Source organism: Paraflavitalea sp. CAU 1676 (assembly GCF_029223285.1).
Classification (GTDB): domain Bacteria; phylum Bacteroidota; class Bacteroidia; order Chitinophagales; family Chitinophagaceae; genus Paraflavitalea.
This window is the reverse complement of record NZ_JARHUJ010000014.1, coordinates 1-22,856: the sequence shown is the minus strand read 5'-3', so window position 1 is coordinate 22,856 and position 22,856 is coordinate 1. Positions and strand designations below refer to the sequence as shown.

The window sequence follows — 22,856 nt, the reverse complement described above, 5'->3', positions numbered from 1 at the left end:
ATTAGTATTTAAGGGATTAATTGAATATGTCACCAAAACCTTTGCTTTCCATTTTATCTTCCTGCGAAAGCTGGTAATTGGGATTGCTATATTGTTTGGAAGCAGGGATGTCATAATTGTCGGTCTTGATCTGATCGGCCAGTGTATCCAGCTTACTGTACAGCTCATCGCTGTCCAGCGAGTACTGACTGGTCAAAGAGTCGAGGTCCAACAGGTTTTCACGGGTAGTGGCCAGGTCAATGGCGATGGTATCAGTAACCACATCCAGCGCATATTCCAATTCCCAGCCTTTGGTGAACAGCATCGCACTCTTAGCCTGTTCCGTTGCATTACGCGCGGCCTGTGCAAAAGCGTATTCCTTCTTCAACATATCGATACTCACTTCAAAGTCAGCGATCTTGATCTCCATGGCCGTATCCACTATGTTCAGCTTTTTGTCGAGCTTACCGATCACGTGCGCACGGCTACCGTATTTGCGTACCAGGCCGGTGCTTTGGTTCAGCATATGACTCACCCGCTGCGCTTCGCTTAGCGTTTTCATCATATTGGTTTGCAGTTCCACATACTCGTCTGTTTCCTTAGCCGCTGCTTCTCCTTTACGTTTCTCCAGTTCCTGCATCTTTTGCTTGGTAGTGGTAGCACGCGATTGAAGGTTCACTACTTTATCCTGGTAGTCCTTCGCTTCTTTCTCCGCTTTGATCGATTCGGATTCCATATTCGATTTGATCGCTTTGATCTTGGCTTTCGCTTCTTTGAACTGAACCCTGTTTTGCACCATCTTTTCTTTTTGCTCTTCCAGCTCGCCGAAAGGATCATGACGGATCAAGGCCTTGTGCATCGACCGCGAGATCTTCTTCAGTGCCTTAACCAGTACCGGCAGCATAATAAAGAAGGCGATCACCAGCACGGCAGCCGAAATGGCGCCCAACGCCTGTCCTATCCAGGTAAATACAATGGGCAAAATGTATTGGTACAGCCCCCAGGCCATGGTGCCTAGTAGAACAAGGCCCACGATCCAGGCGATACCTTTCTCTCCCTTTCTCCAATTCTTTGGATTCAGGGTGATCTGATTTTTTTCAAAGTGCTTAAGAATAGGAAGCTCAAGCACCTTGTTTGTTTCTGCTGACATGTTTATTTGGGTGTTATTGGTTTTTATTTAATGAACCGGGAAATGCCCTCCCGGATCTTCTGTAACTTTTCGATACTGATACTGCGCGCCGCATCATTGGCAGCCAGCTTCTCGCGTACCGATCGCTCCTGCGGCGCAAACCCTTCATCGATCTTCGCCAGCATACCTTTCTGCTGACCCACAGTCGACTCCAGCTGCTGTAACTCTGCCCGCAGCTGCGCAATCCGTGCTGCTCCCTGATCGATCTCACTTTGCAGCTGACCTTTCTCGGCCAGCTTTTTTTCTTCCAGCGACCGCAGCTTAGACTGTCCCTGCCCTACATACTGTCCGTGTACCTCATTGATCTTGCTGATGTAGAACTCGGCATCCTGCAAAAGCTTTTGCACGGTGATCGTCTTGTCCATCGACCGCGCCATCTGGAAAGCTAACTGATAGGTATGCTCGCCTGTTTGGCCGGTAATGGTGATCGCCTGGTAGAACTCATAGAAGTCGTACCCTGGCATATTGATCGACTCCAGGCCCGATTCATAGACTTCAATAACTTCCGACACAGCGGCATCCTGAGCTTTGACCGGAGTTATACTGCTTTTTCCCGCAGCTGGGGCAATAGGTTCACTGGCCGGTAAGGAGAAAGCTTCAATAGCTTCTTCTTTTCCAGCAGTGGGTTCATCTGTTTTTACAAACAGATGTTTCCAACTTTTAAGCATGGAATGAAATGTTTATGTAATAATTAGTGTTGCATGGTATGCGAGGTATTCAACTGCATTGTTGATACATCAGTGTGGAGTGAATAAGAATTGTTACACGTAGAATATTTAAATATTTTTTTGCAAATGCATGCAACTAACGTCGTGTAGTAGCCCAAACAAAAATATTACAGGTAACAGGCAAAAATATTTTACACCTTTGCAATTGGCTCATTCTTAGCCCATTCCAATAAACGTTTACACAACGCCCATAAAAAAAGCTGCCCGGTGTTTCCGGACAGCTCACTATGCTTAGATCATATCGATCAGCCTTTTACATCGTACCACAATTGCACCAGTCCCGAAGGATAACTGATACTGCGCAAAAGCGTCAACTCCTGATCGGGTCTTCCGTCTTTAAAGAGACGTACACCATTGCCTACCAGGTGCGGAATAACAGAAATGACCATCTTATCGATCAGCTTTTCTTTCAACAATTCAAACACCACCTCACCGCCACCATCGCAATAAATATGCTTGCCTGGTTGCTCGCGTATCAGCGCAATGAGGTCTTTGATAGGTGCATTGAAGTATTGTACATTTTCATCGGCACCTGTCTTCGACCTCGACAGCACATATACCTTCTTGTCCTTATGCGGAAATTCAACACCAAACGACAGGAGCTTGTCGTACGTTTTGCGGCCCCAGATAACTGTATCTACAGACTGCTGAAAATCCAGGTACCCATAGTCTTCACCCGGACGGTCAACGATCGACAGGAAATCAATATTATCTTCATCTTTGGCAATGTACCCATCGATACTCATGGCGATGAACAGAACAACTTGTCTTTTCATGATGCTATACTATTTAAGCGGCCAATAATAATGCATTTGATAAATACGCCGGGAACGAGATGAATGAACCGTATGCAGGGTACCGCCCAGGTTACTAGTGGGGCAGCTTGTCGCGAAAACGCCCGTAAACCCAGGTGCCGGCCACCGCACTCAGCAACATAATGATGATCACCGTAGCGCCGGTACCGATCTGTGCAAACAACGGACCCGGACAGGCACCAGTAACCGCCCAGCCAAGACCAAACAGCAGGCCACCATAGATCTGTCCTTTATTGAATTGCTTTTTATGGAACACGACAGACTCGCCATAAATAGTTTTGATATTGAAACGCCTGATCAGCCACACAGAGATAATACCCACCACCACTGCCGAGCCGATCACGCCGTACATGTGGAAGCTCTGAAAACGGAACATCTCCTGGATCCTGAACCAACTCACGATCTCCGCTTTCACGAAAACGATCCCAAACAATATTCCTACAACGAGGTACTTGATATTGTGATACCATTTGTGCGTCAGTTGCGATTCGTTCACACATACCGTATCCTGCGTGCGTACTTCAAAGTCTGTATCAACAGTCGATTGCATAACTTATAAGGATAAAATGAATGGTAAAATAAGATTGGCCATGGCCAGGCCACCCACCATAAAACACACCGTTGCCACCAATGATGGCCATTGCAGCATGCTGAGGCCCGTGATCGCATGGCCGCTGGTGCAACCACCCGCGTAGCGCGTGCCAAAGCCCACCAGGAAACCACCGCCCACCATCATCAACAAACCACGCGCAGTAAACAACTGCGGCCAGCTGAAGATCTCCGGCGGCGTCAGCCTATCGAAGTTCGTAATACCATAACCCGCCAGTTCGCTGGCCAACGCTGCATCGACCTGCACAGGGGCAGGGTTGGCCAACAACCAGGCCGACAATACGCCACCCAGCACGATGCCGGCAACAAACACCAGGTTCCACGCCTCGCGCCGCCAGTTGTATTGAAAGAAAGGGATATTGGCTGGCAAACACATCGCACAGATATGCCGCAGGTTGGCCGAAATACCAAAATGTTTGTTACCCAGTAATAACAGGGCAGGAACGGTTAAGCCGATCAGGGGGCCCGCCACATACCAGGGCCAGGGCTGCCTGATCCATTCAATGAATTGATTCATGTGTACATTAAAAGTTTAGAGCATTGTCGTAGGACAAACGTAATCGGTGATGTGGAACTGGCCGCTATCCTTGATCGATTTGAAGCCACCTTTAACATCCACGAGCTTATCGAAACCTCTTGCCCGCAAAATGGAATTAAAGATCATCGAACGGTAGCCTCCGGCACAGTGAATATAAGTCGTTTTGTTCTTATCCAGTTTCGAAACCTGTTCGTTGACATAATCAAGCGGCATATTTTCCGCACCCACAATATGTTCGGAAAAATATTCGCTTTCCTTGCGCACATCCGCAATAGGAAGTCCAGGAACTTTTGCCAGTCGGGCTCCCAGTTCTTCGGCCGTGATGGATTCAATAACATCCACTTCCTTCCCTGCCTTGCGCCAGGCATCGATACCGCCCTGCAGATAGCCAATAGAGTGATCGTAGCCAACACGCGCCAGCCTGGTCACCACTTCTTCGGCACGACCTTCTTCTGCAATGATCAAAATAGGCTGGTATATATCGGTGATCAACGCCCCTACCCAAGGCGCAAAATTGCCATCGATACCAATGTTCACAGAGTTGGGAATAAAGCCCTGCGCAAAAACTTCGGGAGCGCGGGTGTCAAGCATCAAAGCACCGGTTTCATTGGCAGCAGCTTCAAAAGCATCCACCGATAAAGCCTGCGTACCATGTTTCAGCACATCGGCGATGTTCTCATAGCCTTCCCGGTTCATTTTCACGTTTTGCGGGAAGTAAGCTGGCGGTGGCATTAAACCGGTAGTAACTTCCTTAATGAATTCATCACGCGTCATATCTGCCCGCAGCGCGTAGTTGAATTGTTTTTGACGACCCAGCGAATCAGAAGTCTCCTTCGACATGTTCTTTCCGCAGGCCGATCCTGCACCATGCGCCGGGTAAACGACCACATCGTCTGCCAGGGGCATGATCTTAGAGCGCAGCGAATCGAACAGGGTACTCGCCAGTTCTTCCTGCGTCATATGCGCTGCTTTCTGCGCCAGGTCGGGCCGGCCCACATCGCCAATGAACAAAGTATCACCCGAAAACAAAGCAGTGTCCTTACCATCTTCATCGGCCAGCAGATAACAGGTCGATTCCATGGTATGGCCCGGCGTATGCAATACTTTAATGGTGATATCACCTAGTTTGAACACTTCATTGTCCTTGGCAATATGCGCTGCAAAGGCAGGAGCTGCTAGTGGCCCGTATACGATGGTGGCGCCCGTAGCTTTCGCCAGGTCGATATGGCCCGAAACAAAGTCGGCGTGAAAATGCGTTTCAAAAATATATTTGATGGTAGCGCCGTTGGCAGCAGCCTTTGTGATATAAGGTTGGATCTCGCGCAGCGGATCGATCACCGCAGCATCCTTGCCCGACTGAATATAGTAGGCGCCCTGCGCCAGACATCCCGTATAAATTTGCTCTATTTTCATATTGACCCTTTTTATTAATAATGGTTCAGCCACAAAATTGTTTAATTACAGGCAGGTAAACCATGACCTGCGTCATATACGTTATTTAAACAGCAACTCTTTGATAATGATATAGATACCCATCGCCAATACAAACCAGCCAAAGGCTTTTTTGAGCACATCTGCCTTGATGAACCTTTGCAGCCGGTTACCAATGAAGATACCAGCCACCGCCATAGCGGCAATTGGCAACACAAATCCCCATTCTATCGGGTAATTCATCAAATCGCCGGCAAAACCAGCCAGCGAGTTGATGGCTATGATCACCAGCGAGCTGCCAATCGCTGTTTTAACCGGCAGTTTCAACATCCACATAAGCGCTGGAACGATCAGGAAGCCGCCGCCGGCGCCTACCAGGCCAGTTACCAGGCCGGTAAATATCCCTTGACTGGCAATCCGCCACCAGGGACTGGCACCGGATTCATCGTCTGTATGCATCGTTTTATTCGCGATCATAGCCACACCGGCCATGATCATGAGCACGCTGAACAACAGCAGGGTGAAAAGCGATTTGGTAAAGGGGAAGGAACCTGCATAAAAGAAAACATCTGGCAGGGCAGGCATGATCCATTTGCGCGTAACAAAAACAGCCAGTAAGGAAGGAAGACCAAAATAGGTAACCGCACGTGCATTCACCAGCTGCTCTTTGATCTTACCGGCAGCGCCCACCAGGCTGGTAGAGCCCACCACGAAGAGAGAATAAGCAGCGGCAACGACCGGACTCACGCCAAACAGGTAAACCAGTACAGGCATCGTCAAAATAGAGCCCCCGCCGCCGGTTAAGCCAAGCGCAACACCAATCAAGCCTGCCGCGAAATAGCCAATTACCATCATCTTCTTTTGTTTACCTCACAAAATTGGCAAAACCCTGGCACCTGCACAGTGACTTTAGTCACATAGCCACCACTGCCTTATCAAGCGCCTCCCAACAGCCCAAACCTTATCCCCGCCATTCTATGTAGTTGCGGTGCAGCACCAGGCGGCCTTGCTGCTCCATCTTTTTAAGCAGGCGCGAGATCACTTCGCGCGACGTATTGAGGTCATTGGCAATTTGCTGGTGCGTAATGGAGAGATCACGTTTTTGCAGCTTATCATATTGGTTTTTGAGGTAGAATTCGAGGCGTTCATCCATACCTTTGAAGATCACATGATCGATCACTACCAGTAATTCCTCGTAGCGCGACCGGTAGGTTTCGATCACAAAATAATACCAGCTCCGGAACTGCCGCATCAGGTCGTCCATGAGGTCGAGCGGCAACAGCAGTACCACAGTATCCTCCTCAGCCACCGCCATCACTTCGCTCGATTGCTGTCGATCGGAGCACACCATCGATAGCGCGCAGGCCTGGCCGGGCTCCAGGTAATACATAAAGAACTCTCCCCCTTCTTCACCTTCGCGGTATAACTTGGCGCGACCTTCCGCAACAAGCATGGTAGAGCGGAAGTATTGTCCGGTCTGCAACATCTTTTCACCAGCCTTCAGCGGCCTCACTACACAATGTTGTGCAAGAAGCGCCCGCAGTTCAGGCTCAAATTGAGGAAACCGGCTATCGAGGTATTCGTTGGCAGTCAACATAGCGTCAAAGGTAAGAAGCCCGCCGCTCACCAGGAGTCCTTGTAAAACGAAACAGGCCACCCGTAAGGGTAGCCTATTCAACGTTGCTGATATTTATCAATGGTTCATGGCTATACACTCGCCTGAAAACAGCTGCTACCTGGACGGCCGGTAAGCCGCCAGCAGTTGCTGTCTTATTTTCTGCTTCACCGCATCGGTGGTAAAAGCATGGTCGATCGCTTCGAGGTTGCAGCGAAGGAACTGCGCCTGCTCCCAATTGAACACCCGGTGCAGTAATTCGTATTCCGAACTCAAACTCACGTTCGAAATAGTACGGGCATCCGTATTGACGCTCATCGATACGCCAGACTGATATATCTTATTGACCGTATGATCGGCAATGGTATTATAGATCGCTGTTTGAATATTGCTGGTAGCACACACTTCGAGATGAATGTTGTGCTTCTTGAGATAAGCCATCAGTGAGTCATCCTCAGAACTGCGAACACCATGACCAATACGGGTGGGCCCAAAATGTTTCAGCGTCTCCCATACACTGGCTGCTCCTTTGGCCTCACCAGCATGAGCCGTGCAGGGAAGTCCTTTCTCATGGGCATACTTAAAAGCGGCCACATGGTTCGTGATCGGGAAACCCGCTTCATCGGCGGCAATATCGAACCCTACTATATGCGTTCCCTTGAATTGTTCCACCAATTTCACCGTCTCCATACTTTGCGCTTCCGAATAATGACGCAGGGTACAGAGTATCACGCCTAACTCGATGCCGTTTTCACGCATTCCATCCTCCACAGCCTTATTAACGATGCGCACCACCTGCTGGCTGGTAAGCCCTTTCTGCAGGTGCTGCAAGGGGGCAAAACGCAGTTCACCGTAGATCACATTGTCCTTTTTCAATTGCCTGATCACGTCGAGGGTCACCAGTCGCAGTTGCTCTTCCGTTTGCATCAGGTTCACCGCCTTAATGGCGCGGGTGATATAGTCAGCCAGGTCGGTGCATTTGGCCGGTGCAATGAACTCACGCTGATAGGTTTCGTAAGTAATATCGGGAGCGAGTTTTTGTACCACTTCGTAGCTCAGCGAGCAATCCATATGATGGTGCAACTCTACTTTGGGAAGCGCCGCGAAGGGCGGAGCGGCATTACCTTGCGCCATGGCGTCTTGTTGGAGAGAAAGATTCATAACAATAAGGGTTGAAATCGCCGTAAGTCTTTTCATCAGCTTCATTACAGTCATAATTTCTGTGCAAAAATACTGGCCGCTACCAAAAAAGGTGGGACATTTGTCCCGGACATTATGATACGTACAAACCAGGATTTGTTACAGTTCATCGACCGGCAGCCCGGAATGACACAGCAGGTATTTACGCCGGGACAGCAGGTATTCAGGCAGGACGCGCAGGCCCGCCAGGTGTACTTCATCAAAAAGGGCATTGCCAAGTGTTATATTACTGAAGATAATGGCAAAGATTATATCCTCGAATTCTTTGGAGAAGGAGAAGTGATAGGAGAGCTGGAACTGTTTCGCAGTGCCCCGATCTTAAGTACGGTGGAAGCTGTTACCGAACTTACCCTGTTCAAAACAGATCACACTACATTCTGGCAGCTGATCGACAACAACAAAGATTTTAACCGTCTCTTATTGAAGGAGCTGGCCACCAGGGTAAGCCAACTGGCCATCCGTGTATCGTATCAACAGCTGTACCCACTGGAATATACTTTACTGAAATTACTGTCGCTCTTCTCTCACCAGGAATTGCCTTTGTCCAAACAGGACCTCGCCGATTACCTGGCCATCACCGTACGAAGTCTTAATCGTACGCTAAAACAATTGAGAGAGAAGAATTTCATGCCACCCGATAGCCTCGACCTGCATCTCACTAAAAAGGAGCTGGACCTATTGCTGAAGCGGTTTGAGGAAAGCTAAAGCTACAAGCAAAACAGCATTTTCTGGCAAAGGAACGTCATAAGTGAACAGGGAGAAGCCACTTGTAATTATCCAGGCTTCCGTCCCGCAATCATTACTCTCAGCCTTTAACGCAATCCATCACCAACTAAACCCGCCTCACCTTACGCCTCGTCCGCATAACGAGACCCAAATCAAGAAAACACTCACCTACACAATGACTCTCACCCCATCTCTTCCTCAAACGCCGCCAGGTACTTGTCGATGTAGACCTGCTTCGACTTCAACTTGTACTGCATCACGAAGCGGGGATGCTCGAGCGCCACGATCTTTCCAAAGAACTGTTCTTTCTCATTCAACTGCCGCAGGAACTTTTCATTCTTGCCGGTGCCGAAACAAAAACATACATCGGTATGAACGCCCAGGGCGATCTGTTGGCGGATATTGTCGACAATGAAATCATATACCGCGTCGGTCAGGGCGGTGCTGTCATAATAGTTATAGTTGACCTCTTTACCATTGGGGCCGATAGCAGTAAAACCCAACGGACTCATGGAATTGATGTAGATCTTCTTGTAGAAAGCGGCAGGGCCTCCGAAAGCATTGATCACATCGTATACAAAAACAGAAGAAGGCTCATGGGTCTCCTTGCCTTCATACGGGATACCGCATTCCTGTTTCAGCCTTTTGGTGTCTGTAAAGGGAATCCCGGTTACACCACCGCCAAACCGGCCGGGATTGATCCCAAGAATTAGATGGCGCATCTCATGGTCGTCGTAGAATTTTTTATAGAACAGGGAAGAAAGCGGAAGAATGTTTTTGTCTTCCCGGAAAGGATTCATGATCCGGATACCTGCAGGCAGTTTACCCTCGAAATGAACATGCTTGTTGAAGTCGATCACTCGGTCGGCGAAGGTGGTGGTTAGCGGTAATTTCTTCTTGGCCATCGGCAAAAAATTAGGATTGCGAAAATACAATCTTTCGCACAGAGCCTTACTGGCGTCCCTATCAACAAAAAGAACTTCCACGATTCCAGTTGCCCGGGTATCCGCGGCAGTTGGCTCCTATACGCTTTAACGCCCCACCTTTAGCAGGCCTCACCGGATCCCCTTCGCCGCCTTCAGGATAAAGTCGACGATCGGTGTGGGGTTGGGCAAACTATGCGGATGATGTTTTGCCCCGGGCTTATAGATCACCGTAATATCACCCTTTACCGCTTTTACTTTTTGCTCAAACAGGATCGTGTTCTCTTCAGGCGCTACTGCTTCGTCGGCATCTGCGCAAAGAATGAAAATGGGATAATGCCCTTTCACGATCTGCTTCACTTTATCGATCGGACTTCCCTTAAACGCCTTCATCTCCTCGTCGCTCTTCAATCCATAATCGGCTTTAAACAGTTCTTTTTCTTTGGGCCAGGCTGCATATCGTCCCAAACCACCCGGCCAGGAGGTAAGATCCAGCACCGGGTTATCGACATATACGCCCGCCACCCGCTTGGGATTCGCAGCCGCCCAATTAAAAGCATACACGCCGCCACGGCTCATCCCTTCCAGGATCGTCCTACGGGCTAGTCCGGCCTTCGTCAACAGATCATAAAATGAATTCCAGGTATTAATAGCTTCCGTATTGCCCAGCAATTCTGCCACATCGCAATACACGATATGGAAGCCACGCTCCAGCAAAGCGATATCGGCCTGCGGCTCATGACCCCAAAACCGCGCTCTCCATACCCAGGGCTTATTCCTGGCCGTCCATTTGGGCTTCACCACTTTGCAACCACGACGCGCGTAAGAAAAATCGGCGCAGGGATATCCATGGAACGAACTAATCTTACGCTGCTCTGGCAAATGGGAAAACACATCGAACTGCAAATCGCGCTCCGCAGTAATCAATTCCTGCAAACGCTTCGCAAAGATGGTCGCCCCAATTGCGGTGGGATGAATTTTATCGGGCATCAGCGAAGCCTGATCAACAAATAGTGAATGCATATCCAGTACTTCTACCTGTTCGGCAAAAGCCACGCGTTGAATGCGGGGATTGATCTCTTTTACGATCACCCGGTCATTGATCTGCGAAGTATCGGTAAGAAAAGAAGGGATCGCCAGCAACAGCACAATGCGCGGGCGTGAAGACAGTTGACGGAAGGATTGAATAAAAGCCGCATAGTCCTGCTCCAGGTCGGCCACCTGAACCCGGTTTACCAGTTTGCTGTCATTGCCGCCAAGATCGATCACTACGATATCGGGCAGGCTCGCCAGCGCAGCCTGGTATTGCGGCGTATTCCAATAAGGCCGGTCGCCTTTGCGCAGCAATGTAGTGCCGCTTACGCCATAGTTGGCAACCTCGTATCCGCTACCCAATAATTGCTGCAATTGCGCTGGGAACGAATTGCGCTCACGCTGATCGATGCCATGACCATAGGTAATACTGGCACCAATGCAGGCAATTTTCTTAATAGCAAAACAAGGAATGGTACATAGCAACAGGAGGAAGGAAGCGGCAAACATTTTCATGGAACCGAAGATCGTGAATATAGAGTAACCTATTTATTCAAAATTATAAGCCCGATTAGCCATTAACACGCCCCGTCCATTAACATCACCAACCTCATCGCTGGCTCAATCCATACTGCCAGCCCTACCTTAGTTCTATCAAACAGATCCTTCCTTATTTCAGGTCCACTACATGCCGCCACGCTCCCTTCCTGTTCACTAGCTTGCCTGTTAACGCTCCTGCACGCAATCATTCAACACAAACTCTCGCACGGCTTCGCCAATCTCAGCGGGCGAGTCTTCCTGGATATAGTGGATCCCTTTTACCGAAACTTCCCGCTGATTGGGCCAGCTGCGGCAAAACTCCAGCGCACGGCCTACGAGCAAGGCACCGGGCTCGGCAGCAATCAATAGTTTGGGAAAACTGGATTGAGCCAGCCATTGGCCGTACTGCTCAACGATAGAAACGATGTGCGGCGGTTCACCTTCGATAGGTATTTCACGCGGAAAGATCAGGGTAGGCAGGCGGTCGGCGGGGTTGGCAAACGGAGCGCGGTAAGCGTCCATCTCTTCGGCGCTCAGGGTGCGCAGGATACTCTTGGGCAAAACGGTTTCAATGAAGAAATTGTTTTCGATCACCATTTGTTCGCCTTTGTCGGAGCGCAGGCTGCGGAAGATGGCGTCGCGCCCTGCCGGGAAGTCGCTCCACAATCTGGGCTGCACGATCGCTTCCATGTAGGCAATGCCTTTTATCTGATCGGGAAAGCGGAAGGCACGATAAAATCCGAGGGCCGAACCCCAGTCGTGCAACACCAGGATAACGTTCCTATCGAGCCCTACTGCATCAAACCAGGCATCGAGGTAGGCGGCATGGTCGGTGAACTGATAGGCCTTGCGGGGCGACTTGGCAGATTGCCCCATACCCACCAGGTCGGGCGCCAGGCAACGGCGGTACTTGCTGAGCCAGGGAATGATATTGCGCCACAGGTAAGAAGAGGTAGGATTACCGTGCAGGAAAACGACGGGCTCGCCGACCCCTGTATCGACATAACTCATTTCGGTATCCAGCACTTTTATGCGCTTGCGTGGATGCGGATCGTTCGCAGCAATGATGCCGGAAGGCTCACCGGTCAAAGCACCGGCGGTTAAAGAAGAAGATTTCATGGCTATACTTTTTTGTTTTTCGGAATGATGAAACAAAACTAATAGCCATCGGCCACCCCCATTGGGTCCATTTTAATCAAAGCGCTAAGACCAATTCAAAAAGGCGCTCGACCGCCACAGCAATCAAAGTCCCGGGCTACTCCCCCTCACCTTCACTCCCCTTTCACTCCCTCTTCTAAACACGCCGCCAACCGCTCCACGGCCTGCTTCATCCTGTATTCCGTGTAAGCTGTAAAACCCAGCATGATCGCAGGCCGCAACGCATGCTGCAGCGTAAAAGAACTCACAAAAGACACTGCCACCTGCTCCCGCTTCGTTGCCTCCCTAAATCTTTTTAGATCGATCCCTTCCGGCAGCCAGCAGATCAGGTGCATGCCCGAGGGCGTAGCATGAACCTGCAGACTACCCTTCAAATGCTTTTTCAACAATCGCAGTAACTGCTGTTGCCGTTCGGCATACAATAACCGCATCTTGCGGATGTGCCGCAGAAAATATCCTCCCTCCATAAAGGCACACAACATCAGCTGCTCCATCACGGGCGATTGCCGGTCAAGGTTGTCCTTGAGCTTCCTGAACCTGGCCACCATCTCCACCGACGGCAACACGATATACGCGAGCCGCATACCGGGAAACATCACTTTGCTGAAAGTACCCGTGTAGATAACCCGGCCATGACCATCCATGCCCTGCAAACTCGGCAAGGGCCTGCCTTCATACCGGAACTCACTGTCATAATCATCTTCCAGAATCCAGCTATCCCTTTCCGCCGCCCAGGCGAGTAACCGGGTACGCCGGGCAGCCGATAAGGTGTAGCCCATCGGGAACTGGTGCGACGGCGTCACATACGCCATCTTCGCATTGGCGAAATGCTGGATGCCATAGTCAACATCGATGCCTTCCTGCGTCACGGGCACCGGACAAAGCTGGGCTCCTGCCTGCTTAAAAGCAGCTTTTGCACCGTGATACCCCGGGTCTTCCATCCACACCTTGTCGCCGGCATTCAATAGGGCGGCAACAATGAGGTTTAGTCCCTGTTGCGAACCTGTTACCACGATCACCTGTTCAGCCTCACAGGTAACGGCGCGTGCTATCCGCAGGTAAGCCGCAATGGCTTTCCGCAGATTCCAGAAGCCAAGCGTATCCTCATAACCCAAATGGGCAACTTTAAGATCTTTCAATACCTGGTTACCTACCTGCTGCCACACCTTGTAGGGAAATTTATCGAGTGCAGGCATCCCGATCTGGAACGGTACAGTGCCGATACGTCCGCCTGGCTGGTGATCGATCTTCTCCTGACCATAAATCGTTTTTACGTCATTCGCACCGGTCGTTACACCACCTGGTCCGGCACCACTTGTTCCACTCACTTCCGCCATGCGCGGCCCGCCTTTCACGGAACCACCCGGCGCCACTCCACCCAACTCCGTTCCACTTATTCCACCCACTGCTGCTGTACGCCCACCGGCTTGCGCCGCCATACCTTTCGCCGGCCTCTTTACCGGCTTGGCCTGCAGCAAATGTTCGGGCAGGGGATCGGCCACAAAAGTACCTGCCCCCGTTTTGCCACTCACATAACCCTCCATCATCAATTGCTCATAAGCCTGCGTAACGATCACACGCGCAACACCCAGCTCCTTCGCCAGGCTCCTGCCCGCAGGTAACCGCTCACCGGCACGTAAGCGTCCGCTCAGGATCATCGCCCGCAACTGATCAAACAATTGACTGTATAAGGGCGTCGCCGACTCACGCACCAATTCGATGCCCGCAATATGTATCTCTGCTGATTCTTTTGCCATAATCGATAACTAAATTACACAACAACTTACTTATCTACGAGTGTTCAAAATCGCCAAATTGTAAGAGTCCTGGCCTTTCATCCTTTCGACCTAACCGCCTGAATTCATGCACTGCATTTGCCGGTTCATGAAGCCCTTCACGCATAAATGATTTCCCCTGCAACAGCCGCTGGCCAATTCCCGCAAACAACAACAAGTTTTAGAGGATTTTAAGCCGCCTGCACACCATTCCTTTCCCCGTACCTGTATCTTTAAGGCCACACAGAAAAACAGCGTTACAAAACTGCACTATGCTCAACAGATTATTATCCTTTTTGACCGTCCTGCTAGCCATCATGGTATTGCAGGCCTGCTCATCGTCCAAACCCACAACAAAACAATTAACAACCAACAACGCAGCACCGGGCGCCGCTCCCAAAGCATCGCGCGAATTCCGTGCCGCCTGGGTAGCCACCGTAGCCAATATCAACTGGCCCAGCAAACCCGGCCTCACCACCGATCAGCAAAAGCAGGAAGCCATCACCCTGCTCGACTATTTGAAGGCCAACAATTTCAACGCCGTCGTATTCCAGGTGCGTCCGCAGGCCGATGCCCTGTACCAAAGCTCACTCGAACCCTGGTCTTATTATCTTACCGGCACACAAGGCAAAGCACCCAGCCCTTATTACGATCCCCTGCAGTTTTGGGTAGATGCTGCACACGATCGCGGCCTCGAACTGCATGTATGGCTCAACCCCTATCGCGCCCATCATACTGTTGGCGGCGAAGTAACCGATAGCTCAATCGTCAAAAAGAAACCCGAACTCGTTGTTAAGCTCAAGCAAGGTAATTACTGGTGGTTCGATCCCGCCCTCAAAGGAACGCAGGATCATTCCACCGCTGTTGTAATGGACATCGTGAAACGCTACGATATCGATGGCGTACATTTCGACGACTATTTCTATCCTTACCCCGATTATAACAACGGAGCCGATTTCCCTGATAGCGTAAGTTATGCAGCCTATAAAGCAGCAGGCGGCCAACTGGAACGCGGCGACTGGCGCCGCAATGCCGTCAACGTATTCATCGAAAGACTGTATAAAGAGATCAAGGCCGAAAAGAAACACGTGAAGTTTGGACTAAGCCCCTTCGGCATCTGGCGCCCGGGATACCCCGAATACGTAGCCGGGTTCGATCAGTACAGTGTATTGTATGCCGATGCCAAACTCTGGCTCAACAAAGGATGGATCGATTATTTCTCACCGCAACTCTACTGGCCCATCAGCCGCCTGCAACAAAGCTTCCCGGTATTATTGGGATGGTGGGCTGGCGAAAACACCATGAACCGTCACCTGTGGCCCGGCATGAGCGTAGGTACCGATACCAGCGCACGCAACGTTAGCGAGATCATCGGGCAGATCATGACCACCCGCGGTATGCTTCCCAACAGCACGGGTGCCATCCATTGGAGCATCTCGCAGCTTACCAAGAGCCCCAACATGACCAACGGGCTCATCAATGGCCCTTATAAGAAACAGGCGCTCATCCCATCCAGCCCCTGGCTCGACGATAAAGCACCCGATGCCCCCGTCGTCACCCTCGATCAACTGGGCGCTGCCATCAAAGTAAGCTGGACGCATCCCGACGACAAAGATGTGTTTCACTATGTCGTTTATGCTAAATACAAAGACCGCCTCGGTAATGATGTCTGGAAATACCAGATACTGAACCGCAATGACCGCTCAGCCTTAGTAGAAGCCAATACCGATAAGAGCATGCCCACGCATATCAAAGTAACGGCCGTTGACCGCACTGGCAATGAAAGCCCTGCCAAAGAAATAGAGAACAATATTAAATTCATCAATACATCTGCCATCATCGTGCCCCGCACGGGATGGCAGGCCGCTGCGGCGAAACCCTTTCGCACCCACACACCGGTAAAGATCACCATCCACCATGAAGGCACTTATTTCGATAGCACCAAAGACGCGGCAAAACATATTAAGAACGTGCAAACCTGGGGTATGGGTAAAGACAGGAACTGGACTGATATACCCTACCACTTCCTCATAGCACCCGACGGAACTATTTATGAAGGAAGGAATGTATACACCGTGGGAGAAACCGCTACAGAATACGATCCCGCAGGGCATTTACTGATCTCCTGCCTCGGCAATTTCGAGGAACAACAGGTACCACAAAAACAACTGGATGCCCTTACCAAACTCATAGCCTGGTGCGCGCAGCAATACAATATTCCTTTAGAAACGATTGCTTCGCACAAAGACCATTCCACCAAGACCGATTGCCCCGGCAAGAACCTTTATCAGTACCTGCAAAACGGATATATCAAAACGAGAGTAAAGGAGCTTAACAATTAGTTCCCCGGTACCTGGCCTCACAAACCACCAGCCCAACGATGCCCGCTCGCACGCGCAGGATCCCGCAAGCCCTGTTTCAGGTTACCCCACGAAGCACCCCTCAACCAAATCCATTTCCCACCTTCACCACTTTCATTGCATGGTATTTGGCGACCTCATCGACATACCTGCCCGCACAACTCACTTTCAACATGGCCATCCACGGCTTCTTAGCCGGCAGCTGCAGCGACAACAAACAATTGAATAGTTTCGGATTATCCTTATCATCAAACTCATATACTTCCGAAGCCGTACTATCCACCCGCAGGGTTTTATCGCTAGCCGGATCGCCAAACAATATGATCAACTCCACTGAATACCCTTCCGCCAGCTTACTATGTCTTTTAACCGCTCCTTTGCCAAGACCAATGGAAAGGTGCAGCATATCGTCGATGATCGCAATTTGATAGCGTCCCTTTACCAACGAATTGAATGCATAATCTTCTTCCTGGAAATCAAAATCGACGAGGTCGCTATAGTTCATCTTTTCGCTCACCAGTAAGGAGCGTTTGAAAGACCCTGCGATATACGAAACGGAGTTCCTGATCAATAAGGGCAACGTAAAGGGGATCAGCTTAGCCAATACACGTTTAGCGGCCTGGTTGGTGATCGCTGTGTTGTCGGCATTGAGCCGGCAAACCGCATTCAACGTTGCTGGTTTAACGGTACCGCGGTTCAAGCGCCAATATCCTTGGCCATTTCGCTTTTGAACCCAGGTGTATCGCCCGGGGTCAGGGCAGGGAGGCCGCTCACTCGGCAGCATCTTCTTAAACTTCTTTCTTCTCTTAGGCATCAGTGTTTGGTTTTATAGATAGAAAAATGGATCGACACTACTAATTTAAGGCCCAAAACACATATTTTCAAACATAATATATTAAAAACTACAGAGCACCTACAGAGCAACTACAGAGCACTTACAGAGCACCTACAGAACCCCTGCTTCATGCATAATTCATGGATAGTAGTAGTGGAGTTCATGGATACCCGCCTGCTGCTCCACTGGAACTTCTCTGCAACCATACTAAGTATACACAGTGCTTAGTATAGTTTGATAGGCCCTCCGGTATAATACCAGAGAAGCCTACGTGAATACCTCACCTATACCACTAGTACAGCACGCGGATAAGTCATACAGACAGCCAGAAATCCTGGCTTTCGAATGCGCCAAAAGCAGGCGACATGTACATTTCAACGTTCTCGTCAACATTACACGAAACCGGTTTCGCAATAAGATAAAAGATCATATTTAGTTCTCATTAACTTAACGCATTGATAATCCTTAAACGATCCCTACCCTCTGATTTTCTAACAACTTTGCAACTCAATTAAAATTTACGCCAAATGAAACTCATCAACCCACGGGTAACCATGTGGGGTGGACTGCTATTGCTGCACCTCATCATGTACGCGACTGCGTTTACCCAAACCAACCAGGCTACTGCTACAGGAATTGTCCAGAATGAAACTGGCGCACCAATGCCGGGAGTAACCGTAGTAATAGCCAGCGAAAAAACATCGTTTAAAAGATCAGTTCAAACCGACATCAAAGGAGCATTTGAATTCAAAGGACTCGACGCATCAGCCTCCTACAACTTCACCTTCTCGCACGTAGGTTTTGCAGAAAAAGTGATCAATGCAAAGCCCGATGCATCGAACAACATTACACTCGAGGTAAAACTGGAGATCGCAGCTTCCAACACCGCTGCTGAAGTCGTGGTGGTAGGTTATGGCCGGGCTTCCAAAAAAGACGTAACCGGCTCCGTTAAATCAGTAAAATCAGCCGATTTCAACCGCGGTATCATCAACTCGCCCGAAGAATTGCTGCAAGGCAAAGTATCCGGCGTAAACGTGACCTCTTCTACCGGTGAACCCGGAGGTATACAAAAGGTCACTGTACGCGGCCCCGGTAGTCTCCGTGCCGATGCACAGCCACTCTATGTAGTGGACGGAGTAGCCCTCGATAATGCCTCTACCGGCGGCGCTACCAATCCGCTCGCCTTTCTCAACCCACAGGATATTGAATCGATGGACGTATTGAAGGATGCATCGGCAACCGCCATTTATGGAGCCCGCGGCGCCAATGGCGTCATCCTCGTAACCACTAAGAAAGGAAAGGCCGGTCTCAGCACCACTACCTATTCCTTCAATGGTGGCATGAGCAATATCTCCCGCAAATTGCCCGTATTCTCTACCGAAGAATACAAAGCACAGGTTACAGCCCTCGGCGGTACCGTCGAAGATTTCAAAGGCAGCACCGACTGGCAGGATGAAGTTACCCGTACAGCCTATACGCAAAACCATAACCTGGCATTGGCTGGCGGCACCAACCGCTTCACCTATTATGGTTCAGTGGGCATGCAACAACAACAGGGTATCCTCAAAGGAAATGAGATCAAACGTTATACAGGCCGCATCAACCTCACCCAGAAAATGCTGGATGATAAGTTGCTGATCGAAGTGAACCTGAGTGCCAACAATACCGCCAACACGCGCCCATCTATCGGTGGCCTCATCGGTGGCGCTATCTCTACCAACCCCACGCTGCCAGCTTATGGCGCCGATGGCAAGCCCTACCCTTTCCAGAACGGCACCAATCCGCTCACCACCCTCGCGCTTGAAAAGGACATTACCAACATCAACCGCATATTGGGTAATATCAGCGGGTCGCTGACCATCTTCAAAGGACTGGTCTATAAGATCAACTTCGGTATCGACAACTCAACCGGCACCAGGGATATTCAATCACTGCCCAATACTGTTCCCTTGCGCCCGGGCCGTCTTGAAACCTACAACGCCGTTAACCGCAACCACCTGCTTGAAAACTACCTTACTTATAACACTGCGTTTGGCCGTAGTAAGTTGACAGCACTGGCCGGTTACTCTTATCAAAAGATATTCATACAAAACAGGAACACCAGCATCAACAACTTCCCCATCTCCGATATCGAACCTATTTACAATCCGGGGCTGGGTCAGGAGTTGACACTCGCCGGAAACAAACCCGGCGGCTCTGCCACCATCAATGAGTTACAATCATACTTTGGAAGGGTGAATTACACCTACAACGACCGCTACCTGCTCACTGCCACATTGCGTGCAGACGGCTCATCCAAGTTTGGTTCCAATAACAAATATGGCTACTTCCCCTCCTTCTCGGCAGCGTGGATCGCATCACAGGAATCATTCATGGAGAACTCGCCCTTCAGCAGTCTGAAACTGCGCGCAGGCTGGGGACAAACCGGTAACCAGGAGATCCCCGCCAAGATCACCCAGGCCCTGTACACCTCTACTGTATCAGGTACCACTAGTTATCCGCTTAACGCTTCAACAACCTATCCGGCAGGCACCACTTATAACCGCCTTGCTAATCCCGATATTCAATGGGAGGTTTCACAACAAACCGATATCGGCGTTGACTTTGAGTTGATGAGGGGAAAACTGAGCGGTACGATCGATTACTTCCGCAAAGTATCCAGTAATATCCTGCTGGTGATCGTTCCTTCGGACCCCATTCAACCAGCCACCACTACCTGGACCAATGTGAAAGACATGAACATCATCAACCAGGGGGTTGAACTGGATCTTAACTACCGCAACTCTACCCGCAGCGGATTCACCTACAGCATAGGCGGTAACATCACCTTCATCGATAACAAGGTGAAAAACTCCCCCTACTCGGTGCTGGCTTCAGGGTATGCACAAGGTGCCGGATTGACTGGCTCGCCGGTTAATGGATACGTGAACGGCGAACCGATCGGTACTTATTACCTCAAGGAATTCATTGGTTTCGACGCCAACGGCAAAAGCGCTTACCGCGATGTGAACAAAGACGGACTGGTGAACGACTACGACCGCGTAGCCATCGGTACTGCGTTGCCCGATAAGACCTATAACATTTTCCTTACTCTGGGTTATAAAGGCTTCGACCTCGCGGCCAACTTCAACGGTGTTTCCGGCAACAAGATCTACGACAACACCGCCAACGCCAACTTCTACAAGCTGCTGCTGTCGAAAGGCGTAAACACCACTGCCGAGGCCACCAAGTATCCCGAAGAAGCGAAGACCAACGATGCCCCCATCTCCTCCCGTTATGTAAAAGATGGCAATTACTTCCGCTTCAACAACCTGACCCTGGGTTACAACCTTAAGCCTTCTTCTATCGGTCTGTCAAAATGGGTATCGAACATCCGCGTATCACTCACTGGTCAGAACCTGTTCGTGATCACTCCCTATGATGGCTATGATCCTGAAGTGAACATAGACCGCCAGGATGGAGGCGTATCCTCTTATGGTATCGATTACCTTACTTATCCGAAAGCACGCTCATTCCTTGTTGGCATTAACGTAACATTCTAAAGCGAACTCTCATGAAAAAGCAACTATATATACTTCCACTGATAGCTGCCCTGGCAGCCGGTACAGGATGTACCAAACTGAACGAAAAGATCCTGGATGAAACATCGGGCATCGGGCAAACCGATAAGCAGATCGCCGAAGGCATCATTGCACCGGTGTACGCACAACTGCCGAATATCTTCCTGCACACCAACTACCTCACCCTGCAGGAGATATCGACCGACGAGGCCATCCTGCCTTACCGCGGCGGTACCGATTGGGGCGATAACGGTATCTACATTGCGATGCACTCCCACAACTTTACCACTACCGATCAGAATATCCGTAACACCTGGAACTTCATCACCCAATCAATTTCCAGGTCGATCACGGCGCTCAATGCATTGCCTACCGCCAAAGATCCGTCTGCCAAAACCTTCCTCGCAGAAGCGAAAGGCATGCGCGCTTACTACAATATGATGCTGTTGGATCTGTTCGGACTGGTGTATGTAAAAGACCAACCCGATGAAGTGTCAAAGATCCTGCGTGGAGCTGACGCGTATGAATATATCAAGACCGAACTGTTGGCTGCGGAACCCAACCTCGAAAGCAATGTTACGCAGGGCCGCCTGTCGAAAGAAGCCTGCTGGGGTTTGTTGGCAAGGCTTTATCTCAATGCCACTGTGCACAAGAACATCTATGCATCGCAATTCACTTTTGCGCCAGCTGATATGGACAAGGTAATCGAGTATTGCGATAAGATCATCGCAGGAAACAAGTATCAATTGTCGGCTGAGTACTTCTCCATCTTCGACGATAACAATGACACCAACAAGGAGATCATCTTTTCGGTAGACCAGCGTGCTGAATTGAATGGTCACAACCGGATGGCTTATTTCTCCCTCTCGGGCGATCAGTTTCCCCTGCCCGATTACGTGAATGCCAACGGTACCGATGGGCCGGCCATCACGTCGGATTTCTATCGCTCCTGGGTGAATGCCTATGGCGCTACCGATCCAGCAGTAGCTGATCCACGTTTTTACAAAGAGAACCTGTCTATCTATTCCAATCCTGCCGATAGTTGCGTACCTGCCGCGCAGTTCCGCATCAACCGCGGTATTCTACGTGGACAGCAATACGGACTCATCCGCAAAAGCGGTGTTTTCGTAAAATGTACCAATGGGAATATGAAAGTCGGGGCGCTCGTACATGATACACGCAGCCGCCCTACCCTGCCGGTGATCTTTACCGAGAAAGTAGATTTCACGACAGAAGGCAGCAACTACCCCTCGGGCTATCGCGTGTCGAAATATGAGTTCAGCCGCAAATCAGTGAGCGGCCGCAACTTTGGAGAAGCTAATATCGTAATCCTCCGCCTCGCCGACATCTATCATATGCGTGCAGAAGCAAAGTTGCGTAAGAGCAATGATGCCGCTGGTGCATTGGCCGACGTAAACGTGGTTAGGGCCGCACGTACCGCTCGCCAGGTTCCGCCCGCCCTCACTGCGATGAGCCTCGACATTCTCTTCAGGGAACGTGGTTTCGAGTTCTATTGGGAGTGCCTGCGCAGAACAGATATGATCCGCTTTGGCAAATACGAAGGCACCTGGACAGAAAAGAGCAACACCGATCCCAAGAAACGGATCTTCCCGATCCCGCAAACAGCCATCGACGCTGCTGCTAACATTCCGGGATACCTGAAACAAAATGACAGCTACTAAGACGTTGAATAAGTAAGTAGTTCCTGTAACAAAAACAGAGAGGGTGTCTCAAAAGTAATTTGAGGCACCCTTTTTCGTTTTCAGTTTTTAGGTGGGGTTTATCCACAAAAGCACTGTATAAAAAGACGTGACTGAGGGTTGTTTTAGTATTGTTTTTGTGG

18 protein-coding genes are annotated in these 22,856 nt (G+C 50.1%); 4 read left to right on the top strand and 14 right to left on the bottom strand.

The annotated features are described in order from the left end of the window. Positions 1-16 precede the first annotated feature (16 nt). The 9 genes from P2H89_RS34275 to add form a co-directional block, all read right to left on the bottom strand. A complete protein-coding gene (locus tag P2H89_RS34275) occupies positions 17-1,129 on the bottom strand; it encodes a hypothetical protein (RefSeq protein ID WP_275835885.1) in 1,113 nt (370 codons plus the stop codon). A 23-nt stretch (positions 1,130-1,152) separates the two neighbouring features. After that, positions 1,153-1,836, bottom strand: a complete 684-nt coding sequence (locus P2H89_RS34270) for a hypothetical protein (RefSeq protein WP_275835883.1) — start codon at positions 1,834-1,836, stop codon at positions 1,153-1,155. Between the two features lie 305 nt (positions 1,837-2,141). After that, positions 2,142-2,672, bottom strand: coding sequence for a dihydrofolate reductase family protein (locus tag P2H89_RS34265; protein ID WP_275835881.1), 531 nt, complete (start codon positions 2,670-2,672; stop codon positions 2,142-2,144). Positions 2,673-2,766: 94 nt separating this feature from the next. Further along, positions 2,767-3,261: a DUF6691 family protein gene (locus tag P2H89_RS34260; protein WP_275835880.1), complete on the bottom strand. Its 495-nt coding sequence runs from the start codon at positions 3,259-3,261 to the stop codon at positions 2,767-2,769. Positions 3,262-3,264: 3 nt separating this feature from the next. Next, complete coding sequence (locus P2H89_RS34255) at positions 3,265-3,837, bottom strand: YeeE/YedE thiosulfate transporter family protein (RefSeq protein ID WP_275835878.1); 573 nt, start codon at positions 3,835-3,837, stop codon at positions 3,265-3,267. Between the two features lie 15 nt (positions 3,838-3,852). Then, the gene (locus tag P2H89_RS34250; protein WP_275835875.1) at positions 3,853-5,271 is read right to left on the bottom strand and encodes an MBL fold metallo-hydrolase; all 1,419 of its coding nucleotides are present in this window, start codon (positions 5,269-5,271) and stop codon (positions 3,853-3,855) included. 81 nt (positions 5,272-5,352) lie between these two features. Continuing rightward, positions 5,353-6,144 (bottom strand): sulfite exporter TauE/SafE family protein, encoded by a 792-nt coding sequence (locus tag P2H89_RS34245; protein WP_275835873.1) that lies wholly within the window; start codon positions 6,142-6,144, stop codon positions 5,353-5,355. A gap of 106 nt (positions 6,145-6,250) precedes the next feature. Further along, the gene (locus P2H89_RS34240; RefSeq protein ID WP_275835871.1) at positions 6,251-6,886 is read right to left on the bottom strand and encodes a Crp/Fnr family transcriptional regulator; all 636 of its coding nucleotides are present in this window, start codon (positions 6,884-6,886) and stop codon (positions 6,251-6,253) included. 135 nt (positions 6,887-7,021) lie between these two features. Continuing rightward, positions 7,022-8,065: an adenosine deaminase gene (gene add / locus P2H89_RS34235; RefSeq protein WP_275835869.1), complete on the bottom strand. Its 1,044-nt coding sequence runs from the start codon at positions 8,063-8,065 to the stop codon at positions 7,022-7,024. A gap of 114 nt (positions 8,066-8,179) precedes the next feature. Between add and P2H89_RS34230 the strand changes: the two genes are divergently transcribed. After that, positions 8,180-8,809, top strand: a complete 630-nt coding sequence (locus P2H89_RS34230) for a Crp/Fnr family transcriptional regulator (RefSeq protein WP_275835868.1) — start codon at positions 8,180-8,182, stop codon at positions 8,807-8,809. A gap of 203 nt (positions 8,810-9,012) precedes the next feature. Here the strand turns inward: P2H89_RS34230 and P2H89_RS34225 are convergent, their stop codons facing one another. From P2H89_RS34225 to P2H89_RS34210, 4 genes are all read right to left on the bottom strand, one after another. Continuing rightward, complete coding sequence (locus P2H89_RS34225; RefSeq protein WP_275835866.1) at positions 9,013-9,735, bottom strand: SMUG2 DNA glycosylase family protein; 723 nt, start codon at positions 9,733-9,735, stop codon at positions 9,013-9,015. A 150-nt stretch (positions 9,736-9,885) separates the two neighbouring features. After that, entirely contained in the window at positions 9,886-11,301 is a 1,416-nt protein-coding gene (locus P2H89_RS34220) for a GDSL-type esterase/lipase family protein (protein ID WP_275835864.1), read from the bottom strand. A 210-nt stretch (positions 11,302-11,511) separates the two neighbouring features. Next, positions 11,512-12,444 (bottom strand): haloalkane dehalogenase, encoded by a 933-nt coding sequence (locus tag P2H89_RS34215; RefSeq protein WP_275835862.1) that lies wholly within the window; start codon positions 12,442-12,444, stop codon positions 11,512-11,514. A 152-nt stretch (positions 12,445-12,596) separates the two neighbouring features. Then, a complete protein-coding gene (locus P2H89_RS34210) occupies positions 12,597-14,240 on the bottom strand; it encodes a PLP-dependent aminotransferase family protein (RefSeq protein WP_275835860.1) in 1,644 nt (547 codons plus the stop codon). A gap of 290 nt (positions 14,241-14,530) precedes the next feature. Between P2H89_RS34210 and P2H89_RS34205 the strand changes: the two genes are divergently transcribed. Beyond that, entirely contained in the window at positions 14,531-16,600 is a 2,070-nt protein-coding gene (locus P2H89_RS34205; protein ID WP_275835858.1) for a family 10 glycosylhydrolase, read from the top strand. A gap of 100 nt (positions 16,601-16,700) precedes the next feature. Here P2H89_RS34205 and P2H89_RS34200 read toward each other — a convergent pair whose 3' ends face one another. Next, positions 16,701-17,432, bottom strand: a complete 732-nt coding sequence (locus P2H89_RS34200; RefSeq protein WP_275835856.1) for a hypothetical protein — start codon at positions 17,430-17,432, stop codon at positions 16,701-16,703. Positions 17,433-17,980: 548 nt separating this feature from the next. Here P2H89_RS34200 and P2H89_RS34195 point away from each other — a divergent pair. Then, complete coding sequence (locus P2H89_RS34195; RefSeq protein ID WP_275835854.1) at positions 17,981-20,995, top strand: SusC/RagA family TonB-linked outer membrane protein; 3,015 nt, start codon at positions 17,981-17,983, stop codon at positions 20,993-20,995. 11 nt (positions 20,996-21,006) lie between these two features. Next, entirely contained in the window at positions 21,007-22,695 is a 1,689-nt protein-coding gene (locus P2H89_RS34190; protein ID WP_275835852.1) for a RagB/SusD family nutrient uptake outer membrane protein, read from the top strand. The last annotated feature ends 161 nt before the right edge of the window (positions 22,696-22,856 follow it).

What these genes read in the sequence shown, in the direction of transcription:
- P2H89_RS34230 (WP_275835868.1), top strand. Translation starts at nt 8,180, where the DNA reads ATGATACGTACAAACCAGGATTTGTTACAGTTCATCGACCGGCAGCCC.
- P2H89_RS34205 (WP_275835858.1), top strand. Translation starts at nt 14,531, where the DNA reads ATGCTCAACAGATTATTATCCTTTTTGACCGTCCTGCTAGCCATCATG.
- P2H89_RS34265 (WP_275835881.1), bottom strand. Translation starts at nt 2,672, where the DNA reads ATGAAAAGACAAGTTGTTCTGTTCATCGCCATGAGTATCGATGGGTAC.
- P2H89_RS34215 (WP_275835862.1), bottom strand. Translation starts at nt 12,444, where the DNA reads ATGAAATCTTCTTCTTTAACCGCCGGTGCTTTGACCGGTGAGCCTTCC.
- P2H89_RS34255 (WP_275835878.1), bottom strand. Translation starts at nt 3,837, where the DNA reads ATGAATCAATTCATTGAATGGATCAGGCAGCCCTGGCCCTGGTATGTG.
- add (WP_275835869.1), bottom strand. Translation starts at nt 8,065, where the DNA reads ATGAATCTTTCTCTCCAACAAGACGCCATGGCGCAAGGTAATGCCGCT.
- P2H89_RS34210 (WP_275835860.1), bottom strand. Translation starts at nt 14,240, where the DNA reads ATGGCAAAAGAATCAGCAGAGATACATATTGCGGGCATCGAATTGGTG.
- P2H89_RS34190 (WP_275835852.1), top strand. Translation starts at nt 21,007, where the DNA reads ATGAAAAAGCAACTATATATACTTCCACTGATAGCTGCCCTGGCAGCC.
- P2H89_RS34270 (WP_275835883.1), bottom strand. Translation starts at nt 1,836, where the DNA reads ATGCTTAAAAGTTGGAAACATCTGTTTGTAAAAACAGATGAACCCACT.
- P2H89_RS34245 (WP_275835873.1), bottom strand. Translation starts at nt 6,144, where the DNA reads ATGATGGTAATTGGCTATTTCGCGGCAGGCTTGATTGGTGTTGCGCTT.
- P2H89_RS34195 (WP_275835854.1), top strand. Translation starts at nt 17,981, where the DNA reads ATGAAACTCATCAACCCACGGGTAACCATGTGGGGTGGACTGCTATTG.
- P2H89_RS34275 (WP_275835885.1), bottom strand. Translation starts at nt 1,129, where the DNA reads ATGTCAGCAGAAACAAACAAGGTGCTTGAGCTTCCTATTCTTAAGCAC.
- P2H89_RS34225 (WP_275835866.1), bottom strand. Translation starts at nt 9,735, where the DNA reads ATGGCCAAGAAGAAATTACCGCTAACCACCACCTTCGCCGACCGAGTG.
- P2H89_RS34200 (WP_275835856.1), bottom strand. Translation starts at nt 17,432, where the DNA reads ATGCCTAAGAGAAGAAAGAAGTTTAAGAAGATGCTGCCGAGTGAGCGG.
- P2H89_RS34260 (WP_275835880.1), bottom strand. Translation starts at nt 3,261, where the DNA reads ATGCAATCGACTGTTGATACAGACTTTGAAGTACGCACGCAGGATACG.
- P2H89_RS34250 (WP_275835875.1), bottom strand. Translation starts at nt 5,271, where the DNA reads ATGAAAATAGAGCAAATTTATACGGGATGTCTGGCGCAGGGCGCCTAC.
- P2H89_RS34240 (WP_275835871.1), bottom strand. Translation starts at nt 6,886, where the DNA reads ATGTTGACTGCCAACGAATACCTCGATAGCCGGTTTCCTCAATTTGAG.
- P2H89_RS34220 (WP_275835864.1), bottom strand. Translation starts at nt 11,301, where the DNA reads ATGAAAATGTTTGCCGCTTCCTTCCTCCTGTTGCTATGTACCATTCCT.